Origin of the sequence: Rhodoferax lithotrophicus, assembly GCF_019973615.1 — a bacterium.
GTDB lineage: Bacteria > Pseudomonadota > Gammaproteobacteria > Burkholderiales > Burkholderiaceae_C > Rhodoferax > Rhodoferax lithotrophicus.
The window spans coordinates 433,819-456,703 of record NZ_AP024238.1 but is presented as its reverse complement, the minus strand read 5'-3'; the positions used below and the strand labels follow the sequence as shown (position 1 = coordinate 456,703).

Sequence of the window (22,885 nt, the reverse complement as noted above, 5' to 3'; positions counted from 1 at the left end):
GTGGCCAACCCTTTATACAAAACCCAGCCGCTTCGCAGCTGACAACACCTTGACCACATCGCTGGTAGCGTGTGTAAAAGGTGTATTGGGGGACAAGGCATCTTCAGCTTGCTCGTAGCGTCCTTCATTGATCAACTGCCCCACCTGACCAGCCACCTGGTGAAAGTGGGCATGGTTGTTGACCAGCGTCGTAAAACTGGATCGCTCACGCAAACGTTGGCCGTCAGCATAAATCCACTTGCCCAAAGAGCAACAGTTATCACATGACAAGGTAGCCACATCAACCTGGTCACCATTTTCTATGGCATCACGCAGCTTCACTTTCCATTGCCGATGACCATCAATGATGGCATCCACGTCAATACCTTCCACCAGTGCGGAGGTTTTGGCATTCGGCAGCCGGAACTCATCCACCTGCGCTGCCATACGCACAGCAACTTTGCTCAGGTGACTGGATGAGGCAGCGGTTTGCTCAACCAAAGCCGCATTGGCTTGGGTGTTTCGATCCAGCTCATGGACAGCCTCTCCAATTTGACCAATGCCCAGACTTTGTTCACGCGCACCATTGGCTACTTCGTCCAACAGGTTTTTAACCTGCTCAGCACTGGCAACAATCTGGTGCATGTGCTCGCTGGCCTGGCGCACAATGCTCGAACCGCGAGTCACTTCATCCGTACTGGTGGTGATCAGGGTTTTGATTTCTTTGGCTGCTGCGGCACTGCGCCCGGCCAGCGCCCGAACTTCAGTTGCCACCACAGCAAAACCTCGACCCTGCTCCCCGGCGCGGGCGGCTTCTACCGCGGCATTAAGCGCCAGAATGTTGGTTTGGAACGCAATGCCATCAATCACCCCAATGATGTCGCTGATTTTTTTGGACGAACCCTGAATACGCTCCATGGTGTCGGCAACGTCTTGCATCACTGCCCCACCTTGACTGGCCGTATTGGCATTGCCCGTGGCAATTTCAGAAGCTTTGCCGACAGCTTCTGCCGTCATGGCAACGGTGGAGTTGGTTTGCTCCAGCGCGGCAGAAGATTCTTCAAGCGCCGCAGCGGCAGATTCGGTGCGGCCCGCCAGATCCTGCGTTCCTTGGGCAATTTCCATGCTGGCCGTGACCACCAAATCGCTGGCTTCCTGCACTTCGTGGATAGTCTGCGCCAGCGCCAGTTGCATGTTGGACAGTTCTTTGAGCATGCCTGCCACTTCATCACGCCCATGGTATTGAATCGGCGAACGCAAGTCGCCCATGGAGATACTGATCAAGTGACGGCGCAGCGACGTGAAGCCTTGGCTCATGACGTTGTAAAACCCGATACACAGATAGGTCGCCAGCAACAAACACAACACGGCTAAGCTCAACTCCAGCCACAACCTGCGCAGCAAACTGGCCTGACGATCCGCCAGCATGTGATCGAGCACCTGCAGATTCTTTTCAACCTGATGAAACTGGCTTTGCATGGTGTCATTGGCAACCTTCATGAAAGCGCTCACATCACCCGTGAGTTCGCTCGCCCCGGTTGGAACAATGGTGTGCACCAATTGCCGTAAATTGTCGGTCGCCACAACCGCACCCCGAGTGAGATGTGCACCGTAGTCCGGGGCGATTTTTTGCACCTTGTCCAGAGACAATTTGGCTTGCTCGGTATCCCGCATGATCAACATGACAAAACCATGCAACCGTTCGGCATTGGCAGGAGTGATTTGCCCGGCTTTCAATGCAGAGCGCACCAAGCCACGAACTTCAAGTGTGTTCTGAATCACATCTGGTGCACGCAACATCACCGCACTCATCAAGTGGTAGCTGGCCAATTCCGTGTCCAAGATCAAGCCAGAACCATCCGTGACACTGTCCAGTAAATCCGCCAGCGAGCGCGAGACATCCACCATGCCATTTAAGACGACATCGGGATCCGCCTTCACACCAGGCTTCGGCTGAACGGATTGTGCGGTTTGTACCGCGCGGCTCAATGCGGCAAACCCGGCATGTGTATTGAGATTCGACCCCAGTTCAGCATCAAGCGCCTGCAACTGCGCATAGGCCTTGTCAAAGGCTTGACGCGTTTCAGGTAACGCGTCGGCGTTGTCACCATACGCCGCATTCCGTGCCTGTTGACGCCATTTCGCCATCAAATCAATGGCCGGGTAAATGGCACTGGCATACCGCACCCCGGCACGCTCTTTGGTAACGAAATGGATGTCACGCAGATGGTTGTCCACCATCTGCCATAACAAGAAGATCAGCGGCACCAGAATAGCCGTCGCAATCAGTGCCATCTTGCCCGAAAATTTAAGCCCACGCATCAAGGCAACAGCAGGCTGCCAAAGGGACAAATTAAGCAAATCAACAACTATTTTTTTCATTTTGATTTCCAACCACTGAGTTCGGCAAATTTTAGAGCCTAGCCCAAAGCACCACGCCACCAGAAAACACGTTCGAACCAACACGCGGCAAACCTTATCGACTCAAAATCACATCACTTCTGGGTCAGTTTGAGGGTCGGGAAAACGACGATCCATGCCACCGCACATTTTTTGCACAAAGACATCCATCCGCGGCGCAGGTGCAACGCCGTCATTGTCAAGCCGATCTGTCATGTCGCGAACCCAGGCCATCCCTGCATTCGGAAATTTCAAAATCATGCGGCACAATTTGGCGGTATTTCCTGATATTTTTCGCCCTTCAGATTGAACCGTGAGCCCATCATGACCAACGTTTCCCACATCACACCCCGCGACAAAGCCGACATTCTGGCTCAGGCGCTGCCCTACATCCGCAAATTCCACGGCAAAACCATGGTCATCAAATACGGCGGCAACGCCATGACCGACCCGGCCTTGCAGCAGGCTTTTGCCGAAGACGTGGTGCTGCTCAAGCTGGTCGGCATCAACCCGGTGGTTGTGCACGGCGGTGGCCCGCAGATTGAGGGCCTGCTCAAACGCCTGGGCAAAAAAGGCGAATTTATCCAGGGCATGCGGGTCACCGATGCCGAAACCATGGAAGTGGTCGAATGGGTGCTGGCCGGTGAGGTGCAGCAAGACATTGTCGGCATGATCAACCACGCCGGCGGCAAGGCGGTGGGCCTGACCGGGCGCGACGGCGGCCTGATCCGCGCCCAAAAGCTCAAAATGCTCGACAGCGCCGATGCCACCAAAGAGCATGATGTTGGCCAGGTAGGCGACATTGTCAGCATCGACCCCAGCGTGGTCAAAGCCCTGCAGGACGATGCCTTCATTCCGGTCATCAGCCCGATTGGTTTTGGTGAAAACAACGAGAGCTACAACATCAATGCCGACGTGGTGGCGGCCAAACTGGCCACCGTGCTGAAGGCCGAAAAGCTGATGATGCTCACCAACATCAGCGGCGTGCTCGACAAAGCTGGCGAACTGCTGACCGACCTGACGGCCAAGCGTATTGACGAGCTGTTTGCCGATGGCACTATTCAAGGCGGCATGTTGCCCAAAATTGCCGGCGCACTCGATGCTGCCAAGAGTGGTGTCAACTCGGTGCACATCATTGATGGCCGCGTGCCCCACGTGCTGCTGCTGGAAATACTGACCGATCAAGCCTTTGGCACGATGATTCGATCACACTAAAACGCTATACAAAATAGAGCTGCTTGCGCTTGATAAATAAGCACTAGAGGCCTATTTCTTATACAAAACTGCCACCCTCCACCGGCCTCAACCCATGCCAGACACCGAACACCCACCACGGCCAGACGGCACAGGCGCAAAGGCCACACCGGCCAGACCCCGGCCCAAGCCGGGTGAGCGGCGGGTGCAGATTTTGCAAACCCTGGCGGCCATGCTGGAGCAGCCTGGTGGTGAACGCATCACCACCGCCGCCCTGGCCAAGCAGCTGCAGGTGAGTGAGGCGGCGCTGTACCGCCACTTTGCCAGCAAGGCGCAGATGTTTGAGGGGCTGATTGATTTCATCGAGCAGTCGGTGTTTGCCCTGATCAACCAGATTGAGGCGCAAACCCATGAGCCCGGCCACCGCAAAGCCCGGCAAATCATCACCCTGCTGATCAAATTTGCCGAGAAAAACCCCGGCATGAGCCGCGTCATGGTGGGAGATGCCCTGGTGCTGGAGCATGAACGCCTGCAACTGCGCATGAACCTGTTTTTTGACAAGATCGAAGCCACCCTGAAGCAATGCCTGCGTGGCGATGTGGCGCAAGCTGAAAGCGCCACGCCCACGCTGGATGCCCAGATCAGCGCCATGGTGCTAGTGGCCTTTGCCCGTGGCCGCTTGCAGCGTTATGTGCGCTCGGACTTCAAACGCCCGGCCAGCGAGCAACTGGAAGCGGGCTTGTCCCTGATGCTGTGATACGAGGCCCATCCACCTAGGTGTTTACCCGCAAATCGCCTAGAAAAGCCCCCCTAAACCACCTGAAGGGGACACACTGACATTGGAAATGCTGCAAAATAGAACGATCGTTCTTTTATTGCCACATTGTCATGTCACTCACCTTTCAGAAGCCCCTCCCTAGCAGCAGCTCCAAAAGCTCGCGGGCACTGCAAAAAGGCCAGCAAACCAAACAAACCATTGTGGAAGCGGCCCTGGGTCTGGCGCAACAAATTGGCCTGGAAGGCCTGAGCATAGGCGCACTGGCAGAAATTGCCCGTATGAGCAAATCAGGGGTGTTTGCCCATTTTGGCTCGCGCGAAGAACTGCAAATTTCGGTGATTCGTGAGTACTACCAGCGCTTTTATGACGAAGTTTTTTTCCCGGCCATGGAGGCCCCGCGTGGCCTGCCCCGGGTACGCGCCCTGTTTGCCAACTGGATGAAGCGTGTGGCCGTTGAAATCCAGTCCGGCTGCATTTTTATCAGTGGTGCCGTCGAGTTTGATGACCGCCCTGGCCCGGTGCGTGATGCCTTGGCCAGTTCGGTGCAAACCTGGCTGGCGGCACTACACCGCGCCGTGGTGCAAGCCAAAGATGAGGGCCACCTGGTACCCGATGCTGACGAGTCCCAGATGGCCTTTGAGATTCACGGCTTGATTTTGGCACTGCACTACGAAGCCCGCTTTCTGAAAAACCCGGGGGCCACAGAACGTGCCAACACCGGGTTTGAAAACATTTTGCTGCGTTACGGCAAGGCTGCCGCTGGCGTGACCCCACCCTCTGTCTGACCCCTCATTTTTTCCAGGAGAAACCCCATGGCTGTTTACACACCCCCACTGCGCGACATGCAATTTGTCATGCACGAAATGCTCAACGTCACGGCTGATTTACAAGCCATGCCGGTCCATGCCGACATGGATGCCGACACCATCAACGCCGTGCTGGAAGAAGGCGGCAAATTCGCCACCGATGTGCTGTTGCCGCTGAACATTTCTGGCGACACTGAGGGCTGCCAGCTCGACATCACCACCCACGCGGTGACCACCCCCACCGGTTACAAAGCCGCCTACAAACAGTACATTGAAGGCGGCTGGGCCGCGCTGGCCTGTGACCCCGCGTTTGGTGGCCAGGGCCTGCCCCTGGTGGTCAACCAGTGTTTCTACGAGATGATGAACTCGGCCAACCAGGCCTGGACGATGTACCCCGGCCTGACCCACGGGGCCTACGCCGCTCTGCACACCCACGGCACACCCGAGCAAAAAGCCACCTACCTGCACAAGATGACCAGCGGAGAATGGACTGGCACCATGTGCCTGACCGAACCGCATTGCGGCACCGATCTGGGTCTGATGCGCACCAAGGCCGAACCCCAAGCCGACGGCACTTACCGCATCACCGGCAACAAGATTTTCATCAGCGCCGGTGAGCACGACCTGGCCGACAACATCATTCACCTGGTACTGGCCCGCCTGCCCGACGCGCCCCCCGGCATCAAGGGCGTGAGCCTGTTCATCGTGCCCAAATTTTTGGTCAATGCCGATGGCTCTTTGGGCGAGCGCAACGGCATTTACTGCGGCGGCCTGGAACACAAAATGGGCATCAAGTCCAATGCCACTGCGCAGATCGTGCTCGACGGTGCGGTCGGCACCATGGTCGGCCAGCCCAACAAGGGCATGCAAGGCATGTTTGTGATGATGAACGCCGCCCGCCTGGGTGTCGGAAACCAGTCGCTCGGCCTGACTGAAGTGGCCTTCCAGAACGCGCTGGCCTACGCCAAAGACCGCATCCAGATGCGTTCGCTCACCGGCCCCAAGGCCAAGGACAAGCCGGCTGACCCGATCCTGGTGCACCCCGATGTGCGCAAGATGCTGCTCACCGCCAAGGCCTACGCCGAAGGTGGCCGCGCCTTGTTGTGCTTCAGCGCCATGTTGCTGGAAAAAGAGCACAACCACCCCGATGAAAAAGTGCGCAAAGACTCCGGCGAACTGCTGGCCCTGCTGACCCCGATCTGCAAAGCCTTCCTGACCGACAACGGCCACATCTCCACCAACGCCTGCATGCAGGTGTTTGGCGGCCACGGCTTCATCAAGGAATGGGGCATGGAGCAGTTTGTGCGCGACAACCGCATCAACATGATTTACGAGGGCACCAACACCATCCAGAGCCTGGACTTGCTGGGCCGCAAAGTGCTGGGCAACAACGGAGCGACGCTGAAGAAATTCGGCAAGCTGGTGGGGGCCCTGGTGGCCGAAGAAGGCGTGAATGAGAAGATGGCCGAATTCATCACCCCGATTGCGATGCTGGGTGAGCAAATGACCAAGTTCACCACTGAAATTGGCTTCAAAGGCTTCCAGAACCCTGATGAAGTGGGCTCCGCTGCGGTGGACTACCTGCGCGTGGCCGGTCATCTGGTGTTTGGCTACTTCTGGGCACGGATGGCACAAGTGGCGTTGCGCCAGATTGCGGCGGGCAACACTGACCCGTTCTATGTCGCCAAGCTGCAAACTGCACGCTTCTACTTCGCCAAGCTGTTCCCCGAGACCGCCACCGCCATGCGCACCGCACGTGCGGGCAGCAAGGTCTTGATGGACACCGATGCCGCTCTGGCCTGAACTTGAGCCCCAAACACTTACAACCGGAGACTTACATGACAAATCAGGCCCTGGCCTTTTTAAAACGTGCGCAAGCTGCTCTTATTTTGATTGCGTCTTGCGGTGCTGCATCGGCCCAGATGTCCCCGGTGGGCAACTGGCACAGCATTGACGACAAAACCGGCGAAGTCAAAAGCCTGATCGTCATTGCAGACAACGGCGGCGTGCTGAAAGGGCGCATTGACAAGCTGCTGCGCAAGGATGCCGACCAAAAAGCCGTGTGCAAAGAGTGCTCGGATGACCGCAAGGACAAACCTCTACTGGGCCTGGAAATCATTCGCGGGGCCAAGCAGGTGGAGGGCAAGGAAGTCTGGGAAGGCGGCAAGATTCTGGACCCGGAAAACGGCAAGGAATACACCTTGCGCCTGACCCCGGTGGAGGGCGGCAAAAAGCTTGAAGTGCGTGGCTCCATCGCCTTCTTCGGACGCACCCAGACCTGGGTGCGCGTGCTGTGATCCCCTAGCGGCCACGGATTCAGTTTCTTTCATGACATTTCAGGAAACACAACATGTCTAGATTCAATGTGAAAAAAGTCGCCGTCCTCGGCGCCGGCGTGATGGGGGCGCAAATTGCCGCTCATCTGGTCAATTGCAAAGTGCCGGTGGTGCTGTTTGACCTGCCCGCCAAAGAAGGCCCCAAAAACGGCATCGTCACCCGCGCGATTGAGGGCCTGAAAAAGCTCAAGCCGGCCCCGCTGGGTGTGGCCACCGATGCGGCCCTGATTGGCCAAGCCAACTACGAAGAACACCTGGAGCAGTTGCGTGACTGCGACCTGATCATCGAAGCCATTGCCGAGCGCATGGACTGGAAGCTTGATCTCTACAAAAAGATCGCACCTTACGTTGCACCAACGGCCATCGTCGCCTCCAACACCTCCGGCCTGTCGATCACCAAATTGAGCGAAGTGCTGCCCGAAGAACTCAAACCGCGCTTTTGCGGCATTCACTTCTTCAACCCACCGCGCTACATGCTGCTGGTGGAGCTGATCAACACCCCCACCACCGAGCCACACATTCTGGACAAGCTCGAAGCCTTTGTCACCAGTGCGCTGGGCAAAGGTGTGGTGCGGGCCAAAGACACCCCCAACTTCATTGCCAACCGGGTTGGCGTGGCCGGCATGCTGACCACCATGAAAGAGGTGGAAAACTTCGGCCTGAGTTATGACGTGGTGGATGACCTGACCGGCAAGAAACTCGGCCGCGCCAGCTCCGGCACCTTCCGCACCGCCGACGTGGTGGGTCTGGACACCATGGCCCACGTGATCAAGACCTTGCAGGATACCCTGAGCCTGGAAACCGATCCCTTTTACGCCAGCTTTGCCACCCCCGAGGTGCTCAAGACCCTGCTGGAAATGGGCAACCTGGGCCAGAAATCCAAGGCCGGTTTCTTCAAAAAGGTCGGGCGCGACATCATGCGTTTTGATCTGGCCAGCAAAGACTACGTGCCAGCCGGTCAAAAGGCCGACGAGGTCTACACCCGCATGCTGAAAAAGCCTGCCGCCGAGCGCCTGCAACTGCTGCGCAACGCCGAAGGTGCAGAAGGACGGTTCCTGTGGGCGATTTTGCGCAACGCCTTCCACTACGCCGCTGTGCACCTGGCCGAAATTGCCGACAACGCCCGCGATGTCGACTTGTGCATGCGCTGGGGCTTTGGCATGAAACAAGGCCCGTTCGAGCTCTGGCAGGAAGCTGGTTGGCTGACGGTGGCCAACATGGTCAAGGAAGACATTGACGCGGGCAAGGCCCTGTGCAACGCCCCGCTGCCCGACTGGGTCTTCAGCGGCCCGGTGGCTGATGCCGGTGGTGTGCACACTCCACAAGGTTCCTGGAACCCCAGCACCGGCCAATTTGTGCCCACGCGCAGCTTGCCGGTGTATGCCCGCCAGCATTTCCCGGAAAGTGTGCTGGGCGCGAACGCACCGTCGGCCAGCACCGCAGGCACCACGCTGCATGAAGACGATGCGATCCGCCTGTGGACGCTGGATGACGAGGTGGTCATCGCCAGCATCAAGACCAAAATGCACGCGATTGGCCCGGATGTCATCGAAGGCTTGCTGCAAGGTCTGGCCCTGGCTGAAGACAAGTACCAAGGCATGGTGATCTGGAGCAATGACGAGATGTTCTCCGCCGGGGCCGACCTGCAAGCCATGCTGCCGGCCTTCATGATGGGCGGTGTCAAAGCGATTGAAGGGGCCGAGTTCGAGATGCAGCAAGCCATGCTCAAGCTGCGTTATGCCAACGTGCCGGTGGTCTCTGCCGTGCGCGGCCTGGCCTTGGGCGGCGGTTGTGAGCTGGCCGCCTACACCACCAAACGGGTGGCGGCGATGGAAAGTTACATTGGCCTGGTGGAAGTGGGTGTCGGCCTGGTGCCCGGTGGAGGTGGCCTGGCCTACATTGCCCGGCGTGCCGCAGAAAATGCCGCCAACTCCACCGGCAAAGACCTGCTGCCTTTCCTGACCGAAGGCTTCACCGCCGCAGCCATGGCCAAAGTGGGCACCAGCGCCCTTGAATCAAGGAAACTTGGCTATCTTTTAGAGAGCGACGTGATCGTTCCCCACAAAGACGAGCTGCTGTATGTGGCCCTCAACGAAGCCAAAGCCCTGTATGCCAGCGGCTACCGCGCACCGCTCAAGCGCCAGTTTCCAGTGGCCGGCCGTCAAGGCCAGGCCACCATCATGGGAAGCTTGGTCAACATGCGTGATGGAGGGTTCATCAGTACACACGACTTCTACATCGCCAGCCTGATCGCCGGCGTAGTGTGTGGCGGTGACGTGGATGCGGGCAGCCTGGTGAATGAAGAGTACCTGATGACGCTGGAACGCCAAGCCTTTGGTGCCTTGCTGGGCAACCCCAAGACGCAAGAACGCATCATGGGCATGATGTCTACCGGAAAACCTGTGCGCAACTAACCACTGATCAAGAGACACCTATGAAACAAGTTCAAGAAGCCTACATCGTTGCCGCCACACGCACCCCCATTGGCAAGTCGCATCGTGGATATTTCCGAAATACCCGCCCGGATGACCTGCTGGTCAACGTGTTGCGATCTGCTTTGGCACAAGTGCCGGGGCTTGATCCCGCGGCGGTTGAAGACGTGATTTGCGGCTGTGCCATTCCAGAAGGGCCACAAGGCCTGAACATCGCCCGCATCGGTGCGGTACTGGCGGGTCTCCCCACCAGCGTGGGGGGTATCACCGTGAATCGTTTTTGCGCCTCTGGCGTGAGTGCCATTCAGATGGCGGCTGATCGCATCCGCGTGGGTGAGGCCGACGTGATGATTGCAGCGGGTGTCGAGAGCATGAGTATGGTGCCCATGATGGGCAATACCCCCTCGCTCTCGCCCAGCATTTTTACCAGGGATGAGGATGTGGGGATTGCCTACGGCATGGGCCTGACGGCTGAAAAAGTCGCCACCCAGTGGAAGGTCAGCCGCGAGGCGCAAGATGCCTTTGCGCTGCAGTCCCACCAGCGTGCCCTGGCGGCCCAGGCAGCGGGTTATTTCAGCGCCGAGACCACCCCGATCGAGGTCACCGACCGCAGCCCCAACCTGGCCACCGGCGAAGTGATCGAGAAAAAACGCGTGGTGAGTGTGGACGAGGGAGCCCGCCCCGACACTTCACTGGAAGGTCTGGCCAAGCTCAAGTCCCCATTTGCCGCACGTGGCTCGGTCACGGCGGGCAACAGCTCACAAACCTCCGACGGCGCGGGGGCCTTGATTCTGGCCAGCGAAAAAGCGGTCAAGCAATTTGGCCTGAAGCCGCTGGCACGTTTTGTCAGCTTTGCCGCCAAGGGTGTGCCGCCGCAGTTCATGGGTATTGGCCCGATTGAGGCCATCCCGGCCGCCCTGAAAAACGGCGGTCTGACGCTGGATCAGCTCGACTGGATCGAACTCAACGAAGCCTTTGCCGCCCAGTCTTTGGCGGTCATCAACACCCTGGGGCTGGATCAGAACAAAGTCAACCCGATGGGCGGGGCCATTGCGCTGGGTCACCCGCTGGGGGCCACCGGGGCGATTCGTGCCGCCACGGTCATCCACGCGCTGCAACGCACCCAGGGCAAATACGGCATGGTGACCATGTGTATTGGCATGGGCCAGGGGGCCGCCGGTATCTTTGAGCGCGTCTAAGCACGCACACACAGACCACCTTCGGGTGGTCTTTTTGATGGATTTTGAGCGCAGTCATGCATGAAAACGCACCGCAGTGCCAGCCTGTTGTGCTGTCTGTCGCGTCATAGGCAACAAAAAGTGATTCAATCACCGCTTTTATTCATCTGAAATTCCCAGAGTTTTATCTATGCAAGACATCCTGATCGACACCGCAGAGCGGGTCATGACCATCACCTTTAACCGGGTGGACAAAAAAAATTCATTCACCGCCGCCATGTATGCCGCCATGGCCGATGCGCTGACCCATGCCCAACCTGACGATGGGGTGCGTGCGGTTGTCATCCAGGGGCATGAAAGTGTCTTCAGTGCGGGCAACGACATTGCGGACTTTTTAAAAGCGCCACCGGTGTCACCGGACGTGCCGGTGTTCCGATTTCTGCGTGCCATCAGCACCTTCAGCAAACCCGTGGTGGCTGCCGTGTGTGGCCCGGCGGTGGGTATTGGCACCACCATGCTGTTCCATTGTGATCTGGTCTATGCGGGTGACAACGCCATGTTTTCCATGCCGTTTGTCAACCTGGGCGTGTGCCCCGAGGCCGCATCCAGCCTGCTGGCACCACAACGCATGGGGCATGGCCGTGCCGCTGAAGCCTTGCTGCTGGGTGATCCGTTCACCGCCGAGGCCGCGTTGGAGATGGGTCTGATCAGTCGCATCGTGCCACCGACCGAGGCCAACGCGCTGGCGCGTCACCAGGCTCTGCGCTTGGCCAGCAAACCCTTGCAACCTCTGCTGATGACCAAACGCCTGATGAAACAGGGTCAAGCCGCACTGGTGGCGACCCATATGGCGGAAGAAGGAACTATTTTTGGCCGACTGCTGGGTGAGCCTGCCGCTCGAGAAGCTTTTGGGGCGTTTCTTGAAAAACGTCGCCCGGATTTCTCAAATTTATAAAAAATAGGTCTGTAGCGCTTATCGAATAAGCGCGTGCAGCTATTTATACGATAGCAATCTCAGGAAGACACCGCCTGCTGACACGGGACTGCTGGCGGTCTCATGGTCATTTGTCAAGGTACTCAAACGCCTCTTCCGGCAGCAGGGTATTCACCTCGGTACGAAGCCCGCCGCCCACAACCTGTGGCACTGTAGACAAACAGGGACTTGTCTGAAGTGACCGATTGAGCGGGTTGCGGGTGGTGTGAGCCATGGTTTAACGTGGCTTGATACGTATCGGCACCGGACGCAGGTGGACAGCCTCCACACGGGGGTCGGCACTCAACGCATCAAAGGTGCTGGCCAAAGCGGCGCTGGAGACTTGTACATAGGCATATTTCCCTGGTGCATATTGCAGCTGTATGGCCGGGTAATCCCTCAGCAAGGCTTGCAAGGTGCCGACTTCTTTGAGGGTGATGATCAGTCCGCTGGCGTACACCTTCACCTGGCCGGAGGCCACATCTTTCACCGTGATAAGCGGTGCTGAGGCGGCCGTTGTGGCCTTGCTGGCCACGGTACTCGATGGAACCAATTCGACAGCACGGCCATTCATGGTGAAAAGATTGCCCGCCATGGCATTGGTTGCCAGTGTGAGCAGCGCCGTGAGGCAGAGTTTACGCAGCTGTTGTGTGTGGATTGTCATGATGGTTTTGCCCTTAAATGCTGTAAGAGGTGAGCGTCACGCCGGTCAACGTGCTTGCATTAAACGTGCTGGATTCGTTGGCCGGGCCATCCAGTACCTTGACCTTGACCGTCCAGGTGCCGTTCAAATTGTCACCATAGAACGCGTTGGTGAAAAAGCGGAATTTTTGCTGCGCGTTGGCCAGCATCAGATCGGTCTGACCACCCACATACCAGCCACCATACGCGGGCAACAAAATGGAGCGTTCACCAGTTGCCGAGTTGGTCAACTCAAACTGCAGAGTCCCCGGGTTGATGGCCCGCCCGGTGGTGTTGGTCAGGGTCAGATCCACCTGGATCGGGCCAGATACCCCGGCAAGGAACGTGGCATTCTGTGCAATCACCGCCACATTGCCTGCGCTGACAGGCAGGTTGGAGGCGCTGAATGCCCCACTCAGGCTGGAGGTCAGAGAAGTCACACGTCGCCCGGTGGGCGCGGTATAGGTTTTGGCCATGGTGACCGCCGCTGCGGCATCCGCCAGACCAAATCCGTAACGCGCCTGAAAGTGGAAGCCCGCTTGATTCGTCACCCAGGGGTCACTCAGCACCAAGGCTTGGGTTGCGCCAACGGGCGTGTAAGTCACGGTCTGCGCGCCTGCGGCAATACCGGCATCCACCTGGCGAGCGGTTTTGGCCAGGATGTATTTCACATCCTGCCAGGTCAAACCAGGGTTGACTTCCAGCATCAAGGCGGTAATGCCTGACAGCGACGGCGTGGCCGCAGAGGTGCCATTCATCGTGCCGGTGTAGTTGCAGGTGGGGTCTTGCTTGGACTGGCCAAACAGATTGGCCACCAGTTTCAAAGCGGCATCAGCATACCGTGCCACCAACGAGGCTTGATTGGCCACATTGTTTTGCCCCAGATCACAACCGGTGTCATCGGTCGACACGATAGCCGGGTTGTCCGTCCCGAATTCGCCACCAAAACCGGTCACCCAGTTGCTGGCCCCAGCGCTGGAGTAGGACGAGGCTTTCCCATTGGCCGCAATGGCCGCCACCTTCATAAAGAAAGGCTGCCCTTGGGTTTCGTAATTGGTGTCCAGGCAAGAGTGCCCGGCTGCGCTGTTGGAGAAACGCCCCAGAATGCCGTCGGCAACATACGTGCTCACGCAGTCAACCGGTATGACACCGCCACCCTGCAGGGCGGCTTCAACCGATGACTGGAATTCATTGCCCGCGGCCTGGAAGTAAATCGCCCCTTTGCCTGCGCGCAGGTTGGTGGTGCCGTACTCCGCAGCAATAGTCCTGTAATCTGGCGTGGTGGGGTCAAGCTGGGGAGAGGCATAGTCTCCACCGGCGCTGTAGTTAAAAATATCCACCTTGTCAGCCCGTGTTCCGAAGGTGTTGGCCAGCACCAGATCCGCGCCAGAGACCGCGGTCACCAAGTCGGCATGTGCGCCAAAACTCAAGCCCTCGGCCACGTTCGTCACCAGGCCCAGGGGGGCAAAACCCACGAGAGATGCATTCGGTGCCAACCCGCGTGAGCCCAGATTGTTCCAGCCTTTGGCCGCCGCTACACCAGCCACGCCGGTGCCATGGTCGGCCAGGTTGTCGGTGCGGGTGCGCGACGGGCTGGGGTCTGCCGAGTTGTTCAGAAAGTTGAAGGACTTGCCCGCCAACACGTTGGGGCTCAAATCCTCGTGCCCGATTTCCAGGCCGGAATCAATCACGGCAATGGTGATGCCCTTGCCGGTGATGCCAGCCCCTTCTTGGTGTACCGAGGCCACATTGGCATCCATACCCGCCACGGCCCCGGAGTTGTCGATGGCCGATACGGTCTGGGATGGGCCCGTGTTGTTCAAATGCCAGGCATACGCCGCCAGCGGGTCGGTGGCGACGGGTGGCGTGACGGATGACGTCCCCCCTCCTCCTCCGCAGCCGGCCACGACAAGCAACATGGCCACGGCACTGAGTCTAAAGATAATTTTTTCCTGATCCATTACGTTTTCCTCTGAAATACAAACACATGGTTGACGAAGTGAAATGCTAAGAGGGGCGGTCGCCGCATCCATGAACATAGGACCAATGTCCCGCACCGAGGACCTGCCGCGCGCCCACCAGGAAACGGCCCTGCACAACAGACACAAGGGGCAAGGCCCGATTCAGGACAAAAGTCCCAAACGACACGCAACTGCGGAACCCCGACCTATGCTTGTGGACACATCACATTCAAGGGATCGGGAAAAGACTGTGCCTTACAAACTACTCATTGAGGATGACCATGCCCTGGTGCGACATGGCGGGCTTGTGTTGGCCCAAGCCACGGTGCCGTTGTCACCCGTTTTGACAGCCCGCCAACTCGCCATCCTGAAGATGCTGGATCAGGGCCTGACCAACAAACACATAGCCTTGCAGCTGGGTCTGGCTGAAAAAACCATCAAAAACCATGTCACGGCCCTGTTTGGGGCACTGCATGTTGCCAACCGGCTACAGGCTATCCGCCAGGCGCGTAATGTAGGCCTGCTTCCGTAAAGCCATACCGTGAACAGAGATTTCCACTTAGAACAAGCCAGTGATGACGCGTATTGGGTCACTTTGGCGCAAGCGGGCAACACCCAAGCCTACGGAAAACTGGCGCTGGCACACCAGACCAGGCTCTACCGCTTTGTCTTGAAATACGTGAGGTCAACGGCTGACGCACGGGACATCACCCAGGAGGCCTTGCTGCAAGGCTACCGCTGCATCGGATCATTTAACGGGCACTCACGTTTTTCCACCTGGCTGACCGGCATTGCGCTGAATCTGGCCCGCAACCATGTCAATCGCGCGCCTTCGGTCACTTTTGTGGAGTATGAAGACGATGGCTTTGCCGCCGGTGGCCATTCACAAGGTGACCCGCTGCATGCACTGGAAGATCGCCAGGCCCTCAGCGCCATGTCCGACGCACTGGCCGCTTTGCCGGGCGACATGCGCGACTGCCTTGTGCTGGTGGGCATGGAGGGCTTGTCCTACGAGGAAGTGGCTCAAACCCTGGCCATGCCGGTTGGGTCTGTCAAAAGCAAGGTAAGCCGCGCACGGCAGCGGCTGCGTGAACTCCTGTCAGAGACTGCACCGGCGCTTTGAGCGCCATTGGATAATTCTGGAATTTTGTGCAACCTTTTGCGGAAAACGGTTACCCATGTTCCATGGAGTCCAACAACAACACCGCCACCCACATGCCCATCACACCTGTTACCTGTGATCACGTTCTGCACTTGCTCAGCCGGGGTCTGGAAGGCGACCTGTCCCATGCCGAAACCTGTGTGATGTACGCCCACCTGGCGCGCTGCGACGGGTGCCGACTGGCCATGGGTGAACTGGCCGAGATCGAGGTCACTTTAAAAGCACTGTGTCGCCCCTATGAGGATGCCGAGCTGGGGGAAGACTTCCATCATGCGCTGATGCACCAACTCAATCTGCAACAAGCCAACCCGCCAAGCACTGCCCCAACCGATCAACTCCACCACTTTGGACAGCAGGTGGCGCAGGATGCCAGGCTGCGCCTCAAACTGGCCGAAGCCGCCAATGAGGCCGCTTTTGTTGAGCTGTATGTGCAGCTCGGCCAGGCCAACGGCTACCAGTTCCAGGCCACGCAGGTCACCGAGTTGCTGCATACCGGCTCAGCCAATGACGAACTCAGTGATGCCCAACTCGATCAGGTGGCCGCCGCCGGCCAGGCGTTCAGCAGTCAGAAAATGCTGGAACGCCTGTGGGCCCAAGCGAAACCCTGACCCGACACTGATTTCCCCGCGTGAAGCGGGCTCCACGCGGGCCTGTCGGGAAGACAGGCCCTCATGCACACTCAGCCGAAGTTGCACACCCAGGGTTTGCCGTTTTTCACGTTTTCATTGCTGGTCTGCACACTCACCACCACACAGCCGATGCCCAGCGTGAAGATGGACATGAAGATGGCATCAACCACACCCGCACCACCCGCCACAGCTTCAAGCTGCTCATCACTCAAAGCCTGGTTGGCACTGGCCTTGGAGGACTCTTCAAAATGCGCCGCGAGTGCGGCGGCACTGACCTCAATGCCGTTTTGCGCTGCAGCCTCGGCAATGAAGGCCGCCGCTTGGGCCGCATCGTTGGTGCCATGCACCTTGGCCACCAGGGCCGGGTCTTGTTGCATCAACGTTTGCAGTTGTTGTTGGGTGTTTGCGGATAGGGACATGGGGAACTCCGGTGTCTGTGGGTTACGAAAGCGGTGAGCGCTTGAGTGCGGTCTCCATTGCATCAGTAACGGCTTTCAGGAATTGGTTCCAGAATCTTGTTCTCACTTGATTTTTAAATGCTTTTTTAGCTTGTAGCGCTTGTCTGGATTGCGCTGACAGCTATTGAATTCATAGTATTGCAGGTTTCCCCCACTCACTCCCCCCGCCCTCTCCCGCCCCGCCGGGCGGAAGAGGGAGCTAACAGCCGTATTTGGCCGCGTGTTTGAACTGATCACATTCAAAGCGAACGGCCAACGCGGCGGTGTCGGTGCACACCAGCCAAGGTCAACCTGTGCACGGGAGCGTTGACAAAGGGTCTATCAGCGCAGGCGCACCGCGTCCTCATTCAGCCCCGTTGGCCAAAGCGTTGTCTGGCCTCCCTTTAAAGACGCGGCCAAATACGGCTGTTGGCTCCCCTTTCCGCCCCGGCGGGGGTGGAAAGGGGTTGGGGGATAGGGGGGGGATTACAAAAATCAACACATCCTAGATGCCGAATGGCACCTGCAGCTGACCCGATCGACCAGAGGTATGGTTGCAAAAAAAATCTATCACAAATCAGGCTGTAGCGCTTATTACAAAAGCGTAAACAGCTATTAATAACATAGCATTTACCACAACGGCAACACACCACCCGGGATGTGATACGGCAGCAGCACACAGGGCACACTGTCCGGCGCTGCCAGGCGGGCCTGCAAGTAGGTCAGGCTGGCAATACCTTTGAACAGCGACAGGTCAGCCCCGGCCATGTTCTTGCCGCTGAACCAGTAATGCAAGGAAGTGCCGTTCGGCTCTGCCGTCCAGCGGGCCAGTCGCGCTTGGGCTTGCTGGCGGGCAAAATCCACCCACTCGGCCTGGCCCAGCAAACGCCCGCACTCCAGCAGGATGTCCATGCGCCCGACCGCGCCACAGCACAAATCGTCGATGGCCGGGGCCTCCAGGTCAGCCAGCGACTGGCGGGTGGTCGCTAGCGCCACCTCCAGGTCGCTACGGAGTTGGCGGTACTCGGTGCTGGTCAGCTCGTCGGCCAGCATCCGAATGACCGCCGCCCGGCCCAGGGCAATGCCCGGTGCGCCGTGACACCAGGAGCAGCCACAGTGCTGCACCGTGCTTACATCATGCCCGGTGAAGCCGCGCATATCGCGCCAGTTGCCCACGGCCGGGTTGAACAACGTGGCTTCATGGGCCAGCGCAGCAAAGGCGGCATCGCGGTACGGTCGGTGACCGGTGGCGCGGTACAGCGCCACCAGGGCCACGGCAAAACCAGCCCCGCCGTGCGACAGGCCACTGAGCCCGTGTGCGCCGGGTTTGGCCCACACCAGGCCCTGCTCGGTGCGCCGCGCGTGTTGCAGCAAATGGTCGCCACAGCGTTGCGCATCGGCCAGAAACTGTTGCCGTGCACCCGCACTTCCGTCCAGGTTCAGCAGCACCAGCAGCAAACCGGCCACACCATTCAAATAATCAAAATGATGGCCGGGTTGGAGCAGCACCTGCAAGCGTGGGCCAGACACCCAATGGCGAGCCAGGTGCTCCACCCGGCAGTGCAACGCGGCATCACCACTCAAGCTGGCGCACTGATCCAGGGCAAACAAAATGCCGGCTGCCCCCTGATCCAGCCCAATGCCTGGCAGGCCGGCGTAGAAGGCTTTCTCCAGGCTGCGGGTGTCCACGGCAGCATCACCACGTGCGGTGGCGGGCAACTGATCCAGGGCACTCATCAAGGTCTGGTTGGCCAGCTGGCTCAAGCTTTTGTCAGCGCTGGCATGCCCGGCAGCGGCCAGCGCCAGGGCCACGCCCGACACACCGGCGTACAGACCGAGTTCAATCGGGCGCACTGTCAGCCCCTCACCGGCATCACCCAGGCCCAGCCACAGCGTCTGGCCATTTGGGGCAGACAGGCGGCGTGCCAGCAACTTGTCGGCGCAGGCCTGCACACCGATGGCGGCGCTGCCGTCTTCGGGCCACAGGGCACGCTCCAGCACATTGGCTTCCCACTCGATTTGCTGCGCTGTGAGCGCACGCAAGCTGGCGGCGGTGGCGGCATAAGGCGGGATGTCGTGCATTGGGCCAAGCGCCCGGCCACGTGCATCGAGCAGTTGCAAGCTGTCTGCGGCAAAACCAAAACGTGGCACATCGAGCTGACGCAAATCTTCACGCTCGGCCGGGGCCATGGCGCGAAAGCCGTCGGAGAACAAGGCCATGTGGCGGTGCAGCGGCTCAAAGGTCAGGTCAAACATGACACCGTCGGTGAGTGACTCGGGGGCCACCGCGCCGCGCAGCAAGGTGCCGTAGTTCCAGGTGGTGCGGGCCAGATGCCTTCCGCAAGCGGTGCGCAAACCAGCCAGCGGACTGTCGGCACTGTCGAGCAGCCAGTCACGCTGGGCCAGCACCTGGCCCATGGTGTCACGAAAACCTGCCGCCATGGCCTGGCCGTGCAGCAGGGAATTGCACCAGCCCTGCGCGGTGCGCGGGTAATGGTGGGTGGTCAGCGGTTGCACCACCCATTGCAGCGCCATCCAGTCGGAATTGGCATGTACAAACTGCGGCACTTCAGGCCCGCCTCCCGAGGGTGGGCCACCAATCGCCCCCATGTTATGCGGCAGGTTGTTCTTGGAGAAGCCATAAAACGGCATCACCCCCATGTGCAACACGGCACGCGGGGTGAGCCAGCCTTCGTCACGCGCCACGGCGGGCATTTCTAGCAGCGGGCGCGACGAGGGGTGCAGCAAACATTCCACATCAATAAACACCGGCTGCGCCCCGGCGGCGACGATGTTTTCCAGATGCATGTCGGCCCCGTTGAGGGCGCGAAACAGCCCCAGCAAACTGCCCATGCGCCAGTGGTAGGCGTGGGCATCCTCAGAAGCCATGGGCTGGACCTCAATCCACTCCATCCAGCCGTAGTCCTGCTGGGCCCAGACCTGGGCCACCCGGTGGCCGGGACCTTGGGGCCCAAGCTCTGCGCTCTGCGCATTCAACCAGGCCACCGCCTGGCTGAAGATGGCCTCCATCGCCATCGGGCGGGGTTTGTAGACCAGGCGCGTGCCATCGGCAAAGCTCAGTTTGACCACCGTGCGGCCACCAGCGTGCGGGTCAGACAGGGTGGCATCGACCGCTGTGACCGCAGCCGAGGGGAGGGCGGGGAAGAAGCGTTGGCGCAGCCCGGCATGGTCAGTGGCCAGGCGGCTCAGGAACTCATGGCAACTGCCGGCCCAGTCGTCGACGATGCAAGCCATCAGCCGCGCCAGCACCGGCCAGCGCTGGAACAGCTCGGCGTAGCCGTCGTTCAACTGGTCTTGCACAAAAGCCTGGTATTGGCCGGTGGGAGCCTGGGCATTAGCGCCACCGAGCAGGCTCAGCATCATGGCATTGACCTTGCTGCGCGGGGCGAACAAGGCCAGCAGGCAGCCGCCCGCCACCTCGGCCAGACGGGTCAGCAGGGCACGCTCCATGCCGTGCAGGGCATCGGGGGCCAGTTGCTCGGGTGTGAGCTGCAGCCCCTTGGCGGCCAGTCGTTCCCGCGCCACCAGCAGGCAGGGGGCCAGCAGGGTGGCAAAGGGCAGGTGGGTGGAATCTGGGGGCAGGGCCTCGGCCAGCTTTTCGGGGGTATGGCCCAAGGCTTTGGCCTGGCGCATCAGCCGCTCCAGCGTGGCGCACCAGGCTGGTAATACCGCCAGTTCGCGCGGCTGGTAGACCGCGCTGGGGCGCAAGCCCTCGGCCCGCATGCGCCGGCGCAGGGTGCGCCAGTTGTAGCCGCCACCAAAGCGCAACCAGCGTTGCCAGCGTTGCCGCACGGCGGGCTCGGTCTGGCGCTGATCCGCCGGGATGGCCGTTGCTTGGAGGCCACTGTTGCGCCGGGCGATGTCGGCAATCAGGGTGGCGGTGTCCGCCGTGCCTGGCGCGGCATCGGGGTGGGCTGGGTTGTGGATGGGGGTGGGCATGGGGCTGGGGCTGGTTGGGGGCATCGTTGGGAATCAGCAGTATCTTTTGTTGACAAACCCGCTGTTGTCATGAAAGACCCCCTGAATAAGGCTGACAGTGGCACAGCCAGTACCCAAGGAAAAAATCGAGATCAAGATCATGCGGGTGTCATCACTCAAGCCGTCATTGGGTACACCTCCCGCCACAACCTCCAGTTGTTGGTCGCTTAAAGCCTGCGTTGTTAAGGTTTTCGCAGCCTCTTCAAAATACGCGGCGAGTTCAGAGGCAGTCACATCCATACCGCTTTTTGCAGCCGCATCGGCAATGAGGGCGCTAGCTTGCGCTGGATCGTCCGTGGTCTGAACCTGGGCCACGAGTTCATTGTTTTGTGCCATGAGTTGTTGCAGGGCGCTGAGGGTTTGGTCGGATAAAGCCATGGGGGTTTCCTGGGTGAGGTGACGAGTTGTTGAAAGAGCTGTCCGCGCAGCCGCGCATCGGCTACGCCTTGGCCAATAGGCTCAAAAGTTGGGTGGATGCTGGGCCGCACCAATAGCCTTGCCGGTCTGCGCCCTATTTTTGTCATTCAATTGGCCTGCAGCGCTTACGCTGCCTTCGCAGGCAGCTCTCAATTTTGATTGTGATCCGATGGCTCAATAGGGCAACGGGCAGGCACGGGCGGCTTAAGGGCTCCAGCTTCAAACATTACTTGAGCCCGAGCGGGTTCGACCAATCAAAATTCGGGGCCTTCCAGGGCTTTTCGCTGGCATTTCCGCAACTGCTGTCGTTGCGGATCATCAGGATGGAGTAACGCTTCTCGGCAATGGCATCGTATTGAAAGCCAAAGCCGCCAGCCACGGCATCCAGTTGTGCATCGCTGAGCGCCTGGTTGGGGATGGCTTGGCTGGCTTGCGCAAAATAGCGCTTCAGATCAGCTTCACTCACGGCCATGCCGTTGGCTGAAGCGGCGGCGGCCATCTGGCGGGCCGCCTGATCAGCATCCGCTGCTTCTTGAATTTTGGCCCGCAAAGCGGGGTCTTGTTGCAGCAGGGTTTGGAGCTGGGTGAGCGTGGTTTCGGGCAGTGACATGGTGATTTCCTTGGGGTGCTGAGCGCTTGTGCAATGCGCCACTTCAGCAGAATTTTTGCTTGATCCCGATGAGCTCCGGGTTATCCGGGTGACCCACCGCCTGACCCGCGCTGAAGGCGATGCAACCGAGGCCCAAAGTGAAGACGGACAGCAGGATCAGCTTGTCGGTATCCGAGACCCCACCGGCTACCGCTTCAAGTTGCTCATCACTGAGCGCCTGCGTGCTTGCGCCCTGGCGGCGTGTTTCAAAATACGCGGACAGCTCGGCAGCGCTGACGGTGATGCCCTTTTGTGCGGCGGCCTGGGCGATGTAACTGACCGCCTGGGCCGTCTCTTCAGCACCCTGAACTTGAGCCAGCAAGGCGCTGTCTTGTGCCATCAGGGTTTGCAAGGCAGTGAGGGTTTGGTCGGATAAAGACATGGGAGTCTCCTGGAGAGGATTCAATTTGACGGGCTGTGGTGTGCGGAGTAACCGCCCTGCCAGAGGGGTTACAGGCTTTGTTCAAGCCGTGGAAAAATCAGCAAAACTTCTGGTCACCAAAGCCGCCGGGGGCACCCGCTGCTTGTTTGATGCTGATGACGGCACAGCCCACACCGAAGGTGAAGATGGAGATCAGGATCATGTCGTCCCTTCTGATGCCGCCACCGGCCACGGCATCAAGTTGGCTGTCGCTCAGGGCTTGGTCGGCAGATATCCTGGAGGCTTCTGCAAAGTGTGCGGCGAGTTCAGCGGTGTTCACGGCAAGGTCATTTTTTTCGGCGGCTTCGGCGATCAGCGTGGCGATCTGGGTGGCATCGTCAGAGGCTTGCACACGGGCCAGCAGCGCCTTGTCTTGGGCCATGAGTTGTTGCAACATGCGGAGGGTCTGATCAGATAAAGACATGGATGTCTCCTTGGATTAAATGTGTGAAA

Annotated in this window: 22 protein-coding genes; 11 read left to right on the top strand and 11 right to left on the bottom strand. The window is 59.2% G+C overall.

Annotated elements, in window-relative coordinates; translation table 11 throughout:
* Positions 1–12: 12 nt before the first annotated feature.
* Together LDN84_RS02090 and LDN84_RS02085 are read right to left on the bottom strand one after the other, a co-directional pair.
* Complete coding sequence (locus LDN84_RS02090) at positions 13–2,361, bottom strand: methyl-accepting chemotaxis protein (protein WP_223907474.1); 2,349 nt, start codon at positions 2,359–2,361, stop codon at positions 13–15.
* Between the two features lie 108 nt (positions 2,362–2,469).
* Positions 2,470–2,640, bottom strand: coding sequence for a hypothetical protein (locus LDN84_RS02085; RefSeq protein WP_223907471.1), 171 nt, complete (start codon positions 2,638–2,640; stop codon positions 2,470–2,472).
* A 63-nt stretch (positions 2,641–2,703) separates the two neighbouring features.
* Here LDN84_RS02085 and argB point away from each other — a divergent pair, with 63 nt between their 5' ends.
* From argB to LDN84_RS02045, 8 genes are all read left to right on the top strand, one after another.
* The gene (gene argB, locus LDN84_RS02080) at positions 2,704–3,594 is read left to right on the top strand and encodes an acetylglutamate kinase (RefSeq protein WP_223907468.1); all 891 of its coding nucleotides are present in this window, start codon (positions 2,704–2,706) and stop codon (positions 3,592–3,594) included.
* Between the two features lie 94 nt (positions 3,595–3,688).
* A complete protein-coding gene (gene slmA, locus LDN84_RS02075; protein WP_223907465.1) occupies positions 3,689–4,330 on the top strand; it encodes a nucleoid occlusion factor SlmA in 642 nt (213 codons plus the stop codon).
* Positions 4,331–4,461: 131 nt separating this feature from the next.
* Positions 4,462–5,136 (top strand): TetR/AcrR family transcriptional regulator, encoded by a 675-nt coding sequence (locus tag LDN84_RS02070; RefSeq protein WP_223907462.1) that lies wholly within the window; start codon positions 4,462–4,464, stop codon positions 5,134–5,136.
* 27 nt (positions 5,137–5,163) lie between these two features.
* A complete protein-coding gene (locus LDN84_RS02065) occupies positions 5,164–6,960 on the top strand; it encodes an acyl-CoA dehydrogenase C-terminal domain-containing protein (protein ID WP_223907458.1) in 1,797 nt (598 codons plus the stop codon).
* Positions 6,961–6,995: 35 nt separating this feature from the next.
* Positions 6,996–7,454 carry a DUF2147 domain-containing protein gene (locus tag LDN84_RS02060; RefSeq protein WP_223907455.1) on the top strand — a complete coding sequence of 153 codons (459 nt, stop codon included), beginning with the start codon at positions 6,996–6,998 and terminating at the stop codon, positions 7,452–7,454.
* A 53-nt stretch (positions 7,455–7,507) separates the two neighbouring features.
* The gene (locus tag LDN84_RS02055; protein WP_223907452.1) at positions 7,508–9,907 is read left to right on the top strand and encodes a 3-hydroxyacyl-CoA dehydrogenase/enoyl-CoA hydratase family protein; all 2,400 of its coding nucleotides are present in this window, start codon (positions 7,508–7,510) and stop codon (positions 9,905–9,907) included.
* Positions 9,908–9,927: 20 nt separating this feature from the next.
* A complete protein-coding gene (locus tag LDN84_RS02050; RefSeq protein WP_223907448.1) occupies positions 9,928–11,124 on the top strand; it encodes an acetyl-CoA C-acyltransferase in 1,197 nt (398 codons plus the stop codon).
* 169 nt (positions 11,125–11,293) lie between these two features.
* Entirely contained in the window at positions 11,294–12,058 is a 765-nt protein-coding gene (locus tag LDN84_RS02045) for an enoyl-CoA hydratase (RefSeq protein WP_223907445.1), read from the top strand.
* A gap of 106 nt (positions 12,059–12,164) precedes the next feature.
* Here the strand turns inward: LDN84_RS02045 and LDN84_RS02040 are convergent, their stop codons facing one another.
* The 3 genes from LDN84_RS02040 to LDN84_RS02030 are packed head-to-tail and all read right to left on the bottom strand — an operon-like array spanning position 12,165 to position 14,718.
* On the bottom strand, positions 12,165–12,311 hold the full coding sequence (locus tag LDN84_RS02040) for a hypothetical protein (RefSeq protein ID WP_223907443.1): 147 nt from the start codon (positions 12,309–12,311) through the stop codon (positions 12,165–12,167).
* Between the two features lie 3 nt (positions 12,312–12,314).
* Positions 12,315–12,740: a hypothetical protein gene (locus LDN84_RS02035; protein WP_223907441.1), complete on the bottom strand. Its 426-nt coding sequence runs from the start codon at positions 12,738–12,740 to the stop codon at positions 12,315–12,317.
* Between the two features lie 13 nt (positions 12,741–12,753).
* On the bottom strand, positions 12,754–14,718 hold the full coding sequence (locus LDN84_RS02030; RefSeq protein ID WP_223907439.1) for a S8 family peptidase: 1,965 nt from the start codon (positions 14,716–14,718) through the stop codon (positions 12,754–12,756).
* Positions 14,719–14,968: 250 nt separating this feature from the next.
* On the opposite strand from LDN84_RS02030, the gene LDN84_RS02025 reads away from it, so the two are divergent.
* The 3 genes from LDN84_RS02025 (at position 14,969) to LDN84_RS02015 (ending at position 16,488) form a co-directional block, all read left to right on the top strand.
* Complete coding sequence (locus tag LDN84_RS02025) at positions 14,969–15,250, top strand: response regulator transcription factor (protein WP_223907436.1); 282 nt, start codon at positions 14,969–14,971, stop codon at positions 15,248–15,250.
* A gap of 9 nt (positions 15,251–15,259) precedes the next feature.
* The gene (locus LDN84_RS02020; protein WP_223907433.1) at positions 15,260–15,841 is read left to right on the top strand and encodes an RNA polymerase sigma factor; all 582 of its coding nucleotides are present in this window, start codon (positions 15,260–15,262) and stop codon (positions 15,839–15,841) included.
* Positions 15,842–15,903: 62 nt separating this feature from the next.
* A complete protein-coding gene (locus LDN84_RS02015) occupies positions 15,904–16,488 on the top strand; it encodes a zf-HC2 domain-containing protein (RefSeq protein ID WP_223907429.1) in 585 nt (194 codons plus the stop codon).
* Positions 16,489–16,559: 71 nt separating this feature from the next.
* Here LDN84_RS02015 and LDN84_RS02010 read toward each other — a convergent pair whose 3' ends face one another.
* The 6 genes from LDN84_RS02010 to LDN84_RS01985 form a co-directional block, all read right to left on the bottom strand.
* Positions 16,560–16,928 (bottom strand): hypothetical protein, encoded by a 369-nt coding sequence (locus tag LDN84_RS02010; RefSeq protein ID WP_223907417.1) that lies wholly within the window; start codon positions 16,926–16,928, stop codon positions 16,560–16,562.
* Positions 16,929–17,576: 648 nt separating this feature from the next.
* A complete protein-coding gene (locus tag LDN84_RS02005; RefSeq protein WP_223907414.1) occupies positions 17,577–20,906 on the bottom strand; it encodes a type 2 lanthipeptide synthetase LanM family protein in 3,330 nt (1,109 codons plus the stop codon).
* Between the two features lie 33 nt (positions 20,907–20,939).
* Entirely contained in the window at positions 20,940–21,323 is a 384-nt protein-coding gene (locus LDN84_RS02000; protein ID WP_223907412.1) for a hypothetical protein, read from the bottom strand.
* 265 nt (positions 21,324–21,588) lie between these two features.
* Positions 21,589–21,972: a hypothetical protein gene (locus tag LDN84_RS01995; protein WP_223907410.1), complete on the bottom strand. Its 384-nt coding sequence runs from the start codon at positions 21,970–21,972 to the stop codon at positions 21,589–21,591.
* 43 nt (positions 21,973–22,015) lie between these two features.
* Positions 22,016–22,393, bottom strand: a complete 378-nt coding sequence (locus LDN84_RS01990) for a hypothetical protein (RefSeq protein WP_223907407.1) — start codon at positions 22,391–22,393, stop codon at positions 22,016–22,018.
* A 97-nt stretch (positions 22,394–22,490) separates the two neighbouring features.
* Positions 22,491–22,856: a hypothetical protein gene (locus tag LDN84_RS01985; protein WP_223907404.1), complete on the bottom strand. Its 366-nt coding sequence runs from the start codon at positions 22,854–22,856 to the stop codon at positions 22,491–22,493.
* Between the last annotated feature and the right edge of the window lie 29 nt (positions 22,857–22,885).

Coding starts and splice junctions, on each gene's coding strand:
- LDN84_RS01985 (WP_223907404.1), bottom strand. CDS start 22,856: ATGTCTTTATCTGATCAGACCCTCCGCATGTTGCAACAACTCATGGCC.
- LDN84_RS02005 (WP_223907414.1), bottom strand. CDS start 20,906: ATGCCCACCCCCATCCACAACCCAGCCCACCCCGATGCCGCGCCAGGC.
- LDN84_RS02000 (WP_223907412.1), bottom strand. CDS start 21,323: ATGGCTTTATCCGACCAAACCCTCAGCGCCCTGCAACAACTCATGGCA.
- slmA (WP_223907465.1), top strand. CDS start 3,689: ATGCCAGACACCGAACACCCACCACGGCCAGACGGCACAGGCGCAAAG.
- LDN84_RS02045 (WP_223907445.1), top strand. CDS start 11,294: ATGCAAGACATCCTGATCGACACCGCAGAGCGGGTCATGACCATCACC.
- LDN84_RS01990 (WP_223907407.1), bottom strand. CDS start 22,393: ATGTCTTTATCCGACCAAACCCTCACTGCCTTGCAAACCCTGATGGCA.
- LDN84_RS02035 (WP_223907441.1), bottom strand. CDS start 12,740: ATGACAATCCACACACAACAGCTGCGTAAACTCTGCCTCACGGCGCTG.
- LDN84_RS02060 (WP_223907455.1), top strand. CDS start 6,996: ATGACAAATCAGGCCCTGGCCTTTTTAAAACGTGCGCAAGCTGCTCTT.
- LDN84_RS02090 (WP_223907474.1), bottom strand. CDS start 2,361: ATGAAAAAAATAGTTGTTGATTTGCTTAATTTGTCCCTTTGGCAGCCT.
- LDN84_RS02010 (WP_223907417.1), bottom strand. CDS start 16,928: ATGTCCCTATCCGCAAACACCCAACAACAACTGCAAACGTTGATGCAA.
- LDN84_RS02055 (WP_223907452.1), top strand. CDS start 7,508: ATGTCTAGATTCAATGTGAAAAAAGTCGCCGTCCTCGGCGCCGGCGTG.
- LDN84_RS01995 (WP_223907410.1), bottom strand. CDS start 21,972: ATGTCACTGCCCGAAACCACGCTCACCCAGCTCCAAACCCTGCTGCAA.
- LDN84_RS02065 (WP_223907458.1), top strand. CDS start 5,164: ATGGCTGTTTACACACCCCCACTGCGCGACATGCAATTTGTCATGCAC.
- LDN84_RS02070 (WP_223907462.1), top strand. CDS start 4,462: ATGTCACTCACCTTTCAGAAGCCCCTCCCTAGCAGCAGCTCCAAAAGC.
- argB (WP_223907468.1), top strand. CDS start 2,704: ATGACCAACGTTTCCCACATCACACCCCGCGACAAAGCCGACATTCTG.
- LDN84_RS02085 (WP_223907471.1), bottom strand. CDS start 2,640: ATGATTTTGAAATTTCCGAATGCAGGGATGGCCTGGGTTCGCGACATG.
- LDN84_RS02040 (WP_223907443.1), bottom strand. CDS start 12,311: ATGGCTCACACCACCCGCAACCCGCTCAATCGGTCACTTCAGACAAGT.
- LDN84_RS02015 (WP_223907429.1), top strand. CDS start 15,904: ATGGAGTCCAACAACAACACCGCCACCCACATGCCCATCACACCTGTT.
- LDN84_RS02030 (WP_223907439.1), bottom strand. CDS start 14,718: ATGGATCAGGAAAAAATTATCTTTAGACTCAGTGCCGTGGCCATGTTG.
- LDN84_RS02050 (WP_223907448.1), top strand. CDS start 9,928: ATGAAACAAGTTCAAGAAGCCTACATCGTTGCCGCCACACGCACCCCC.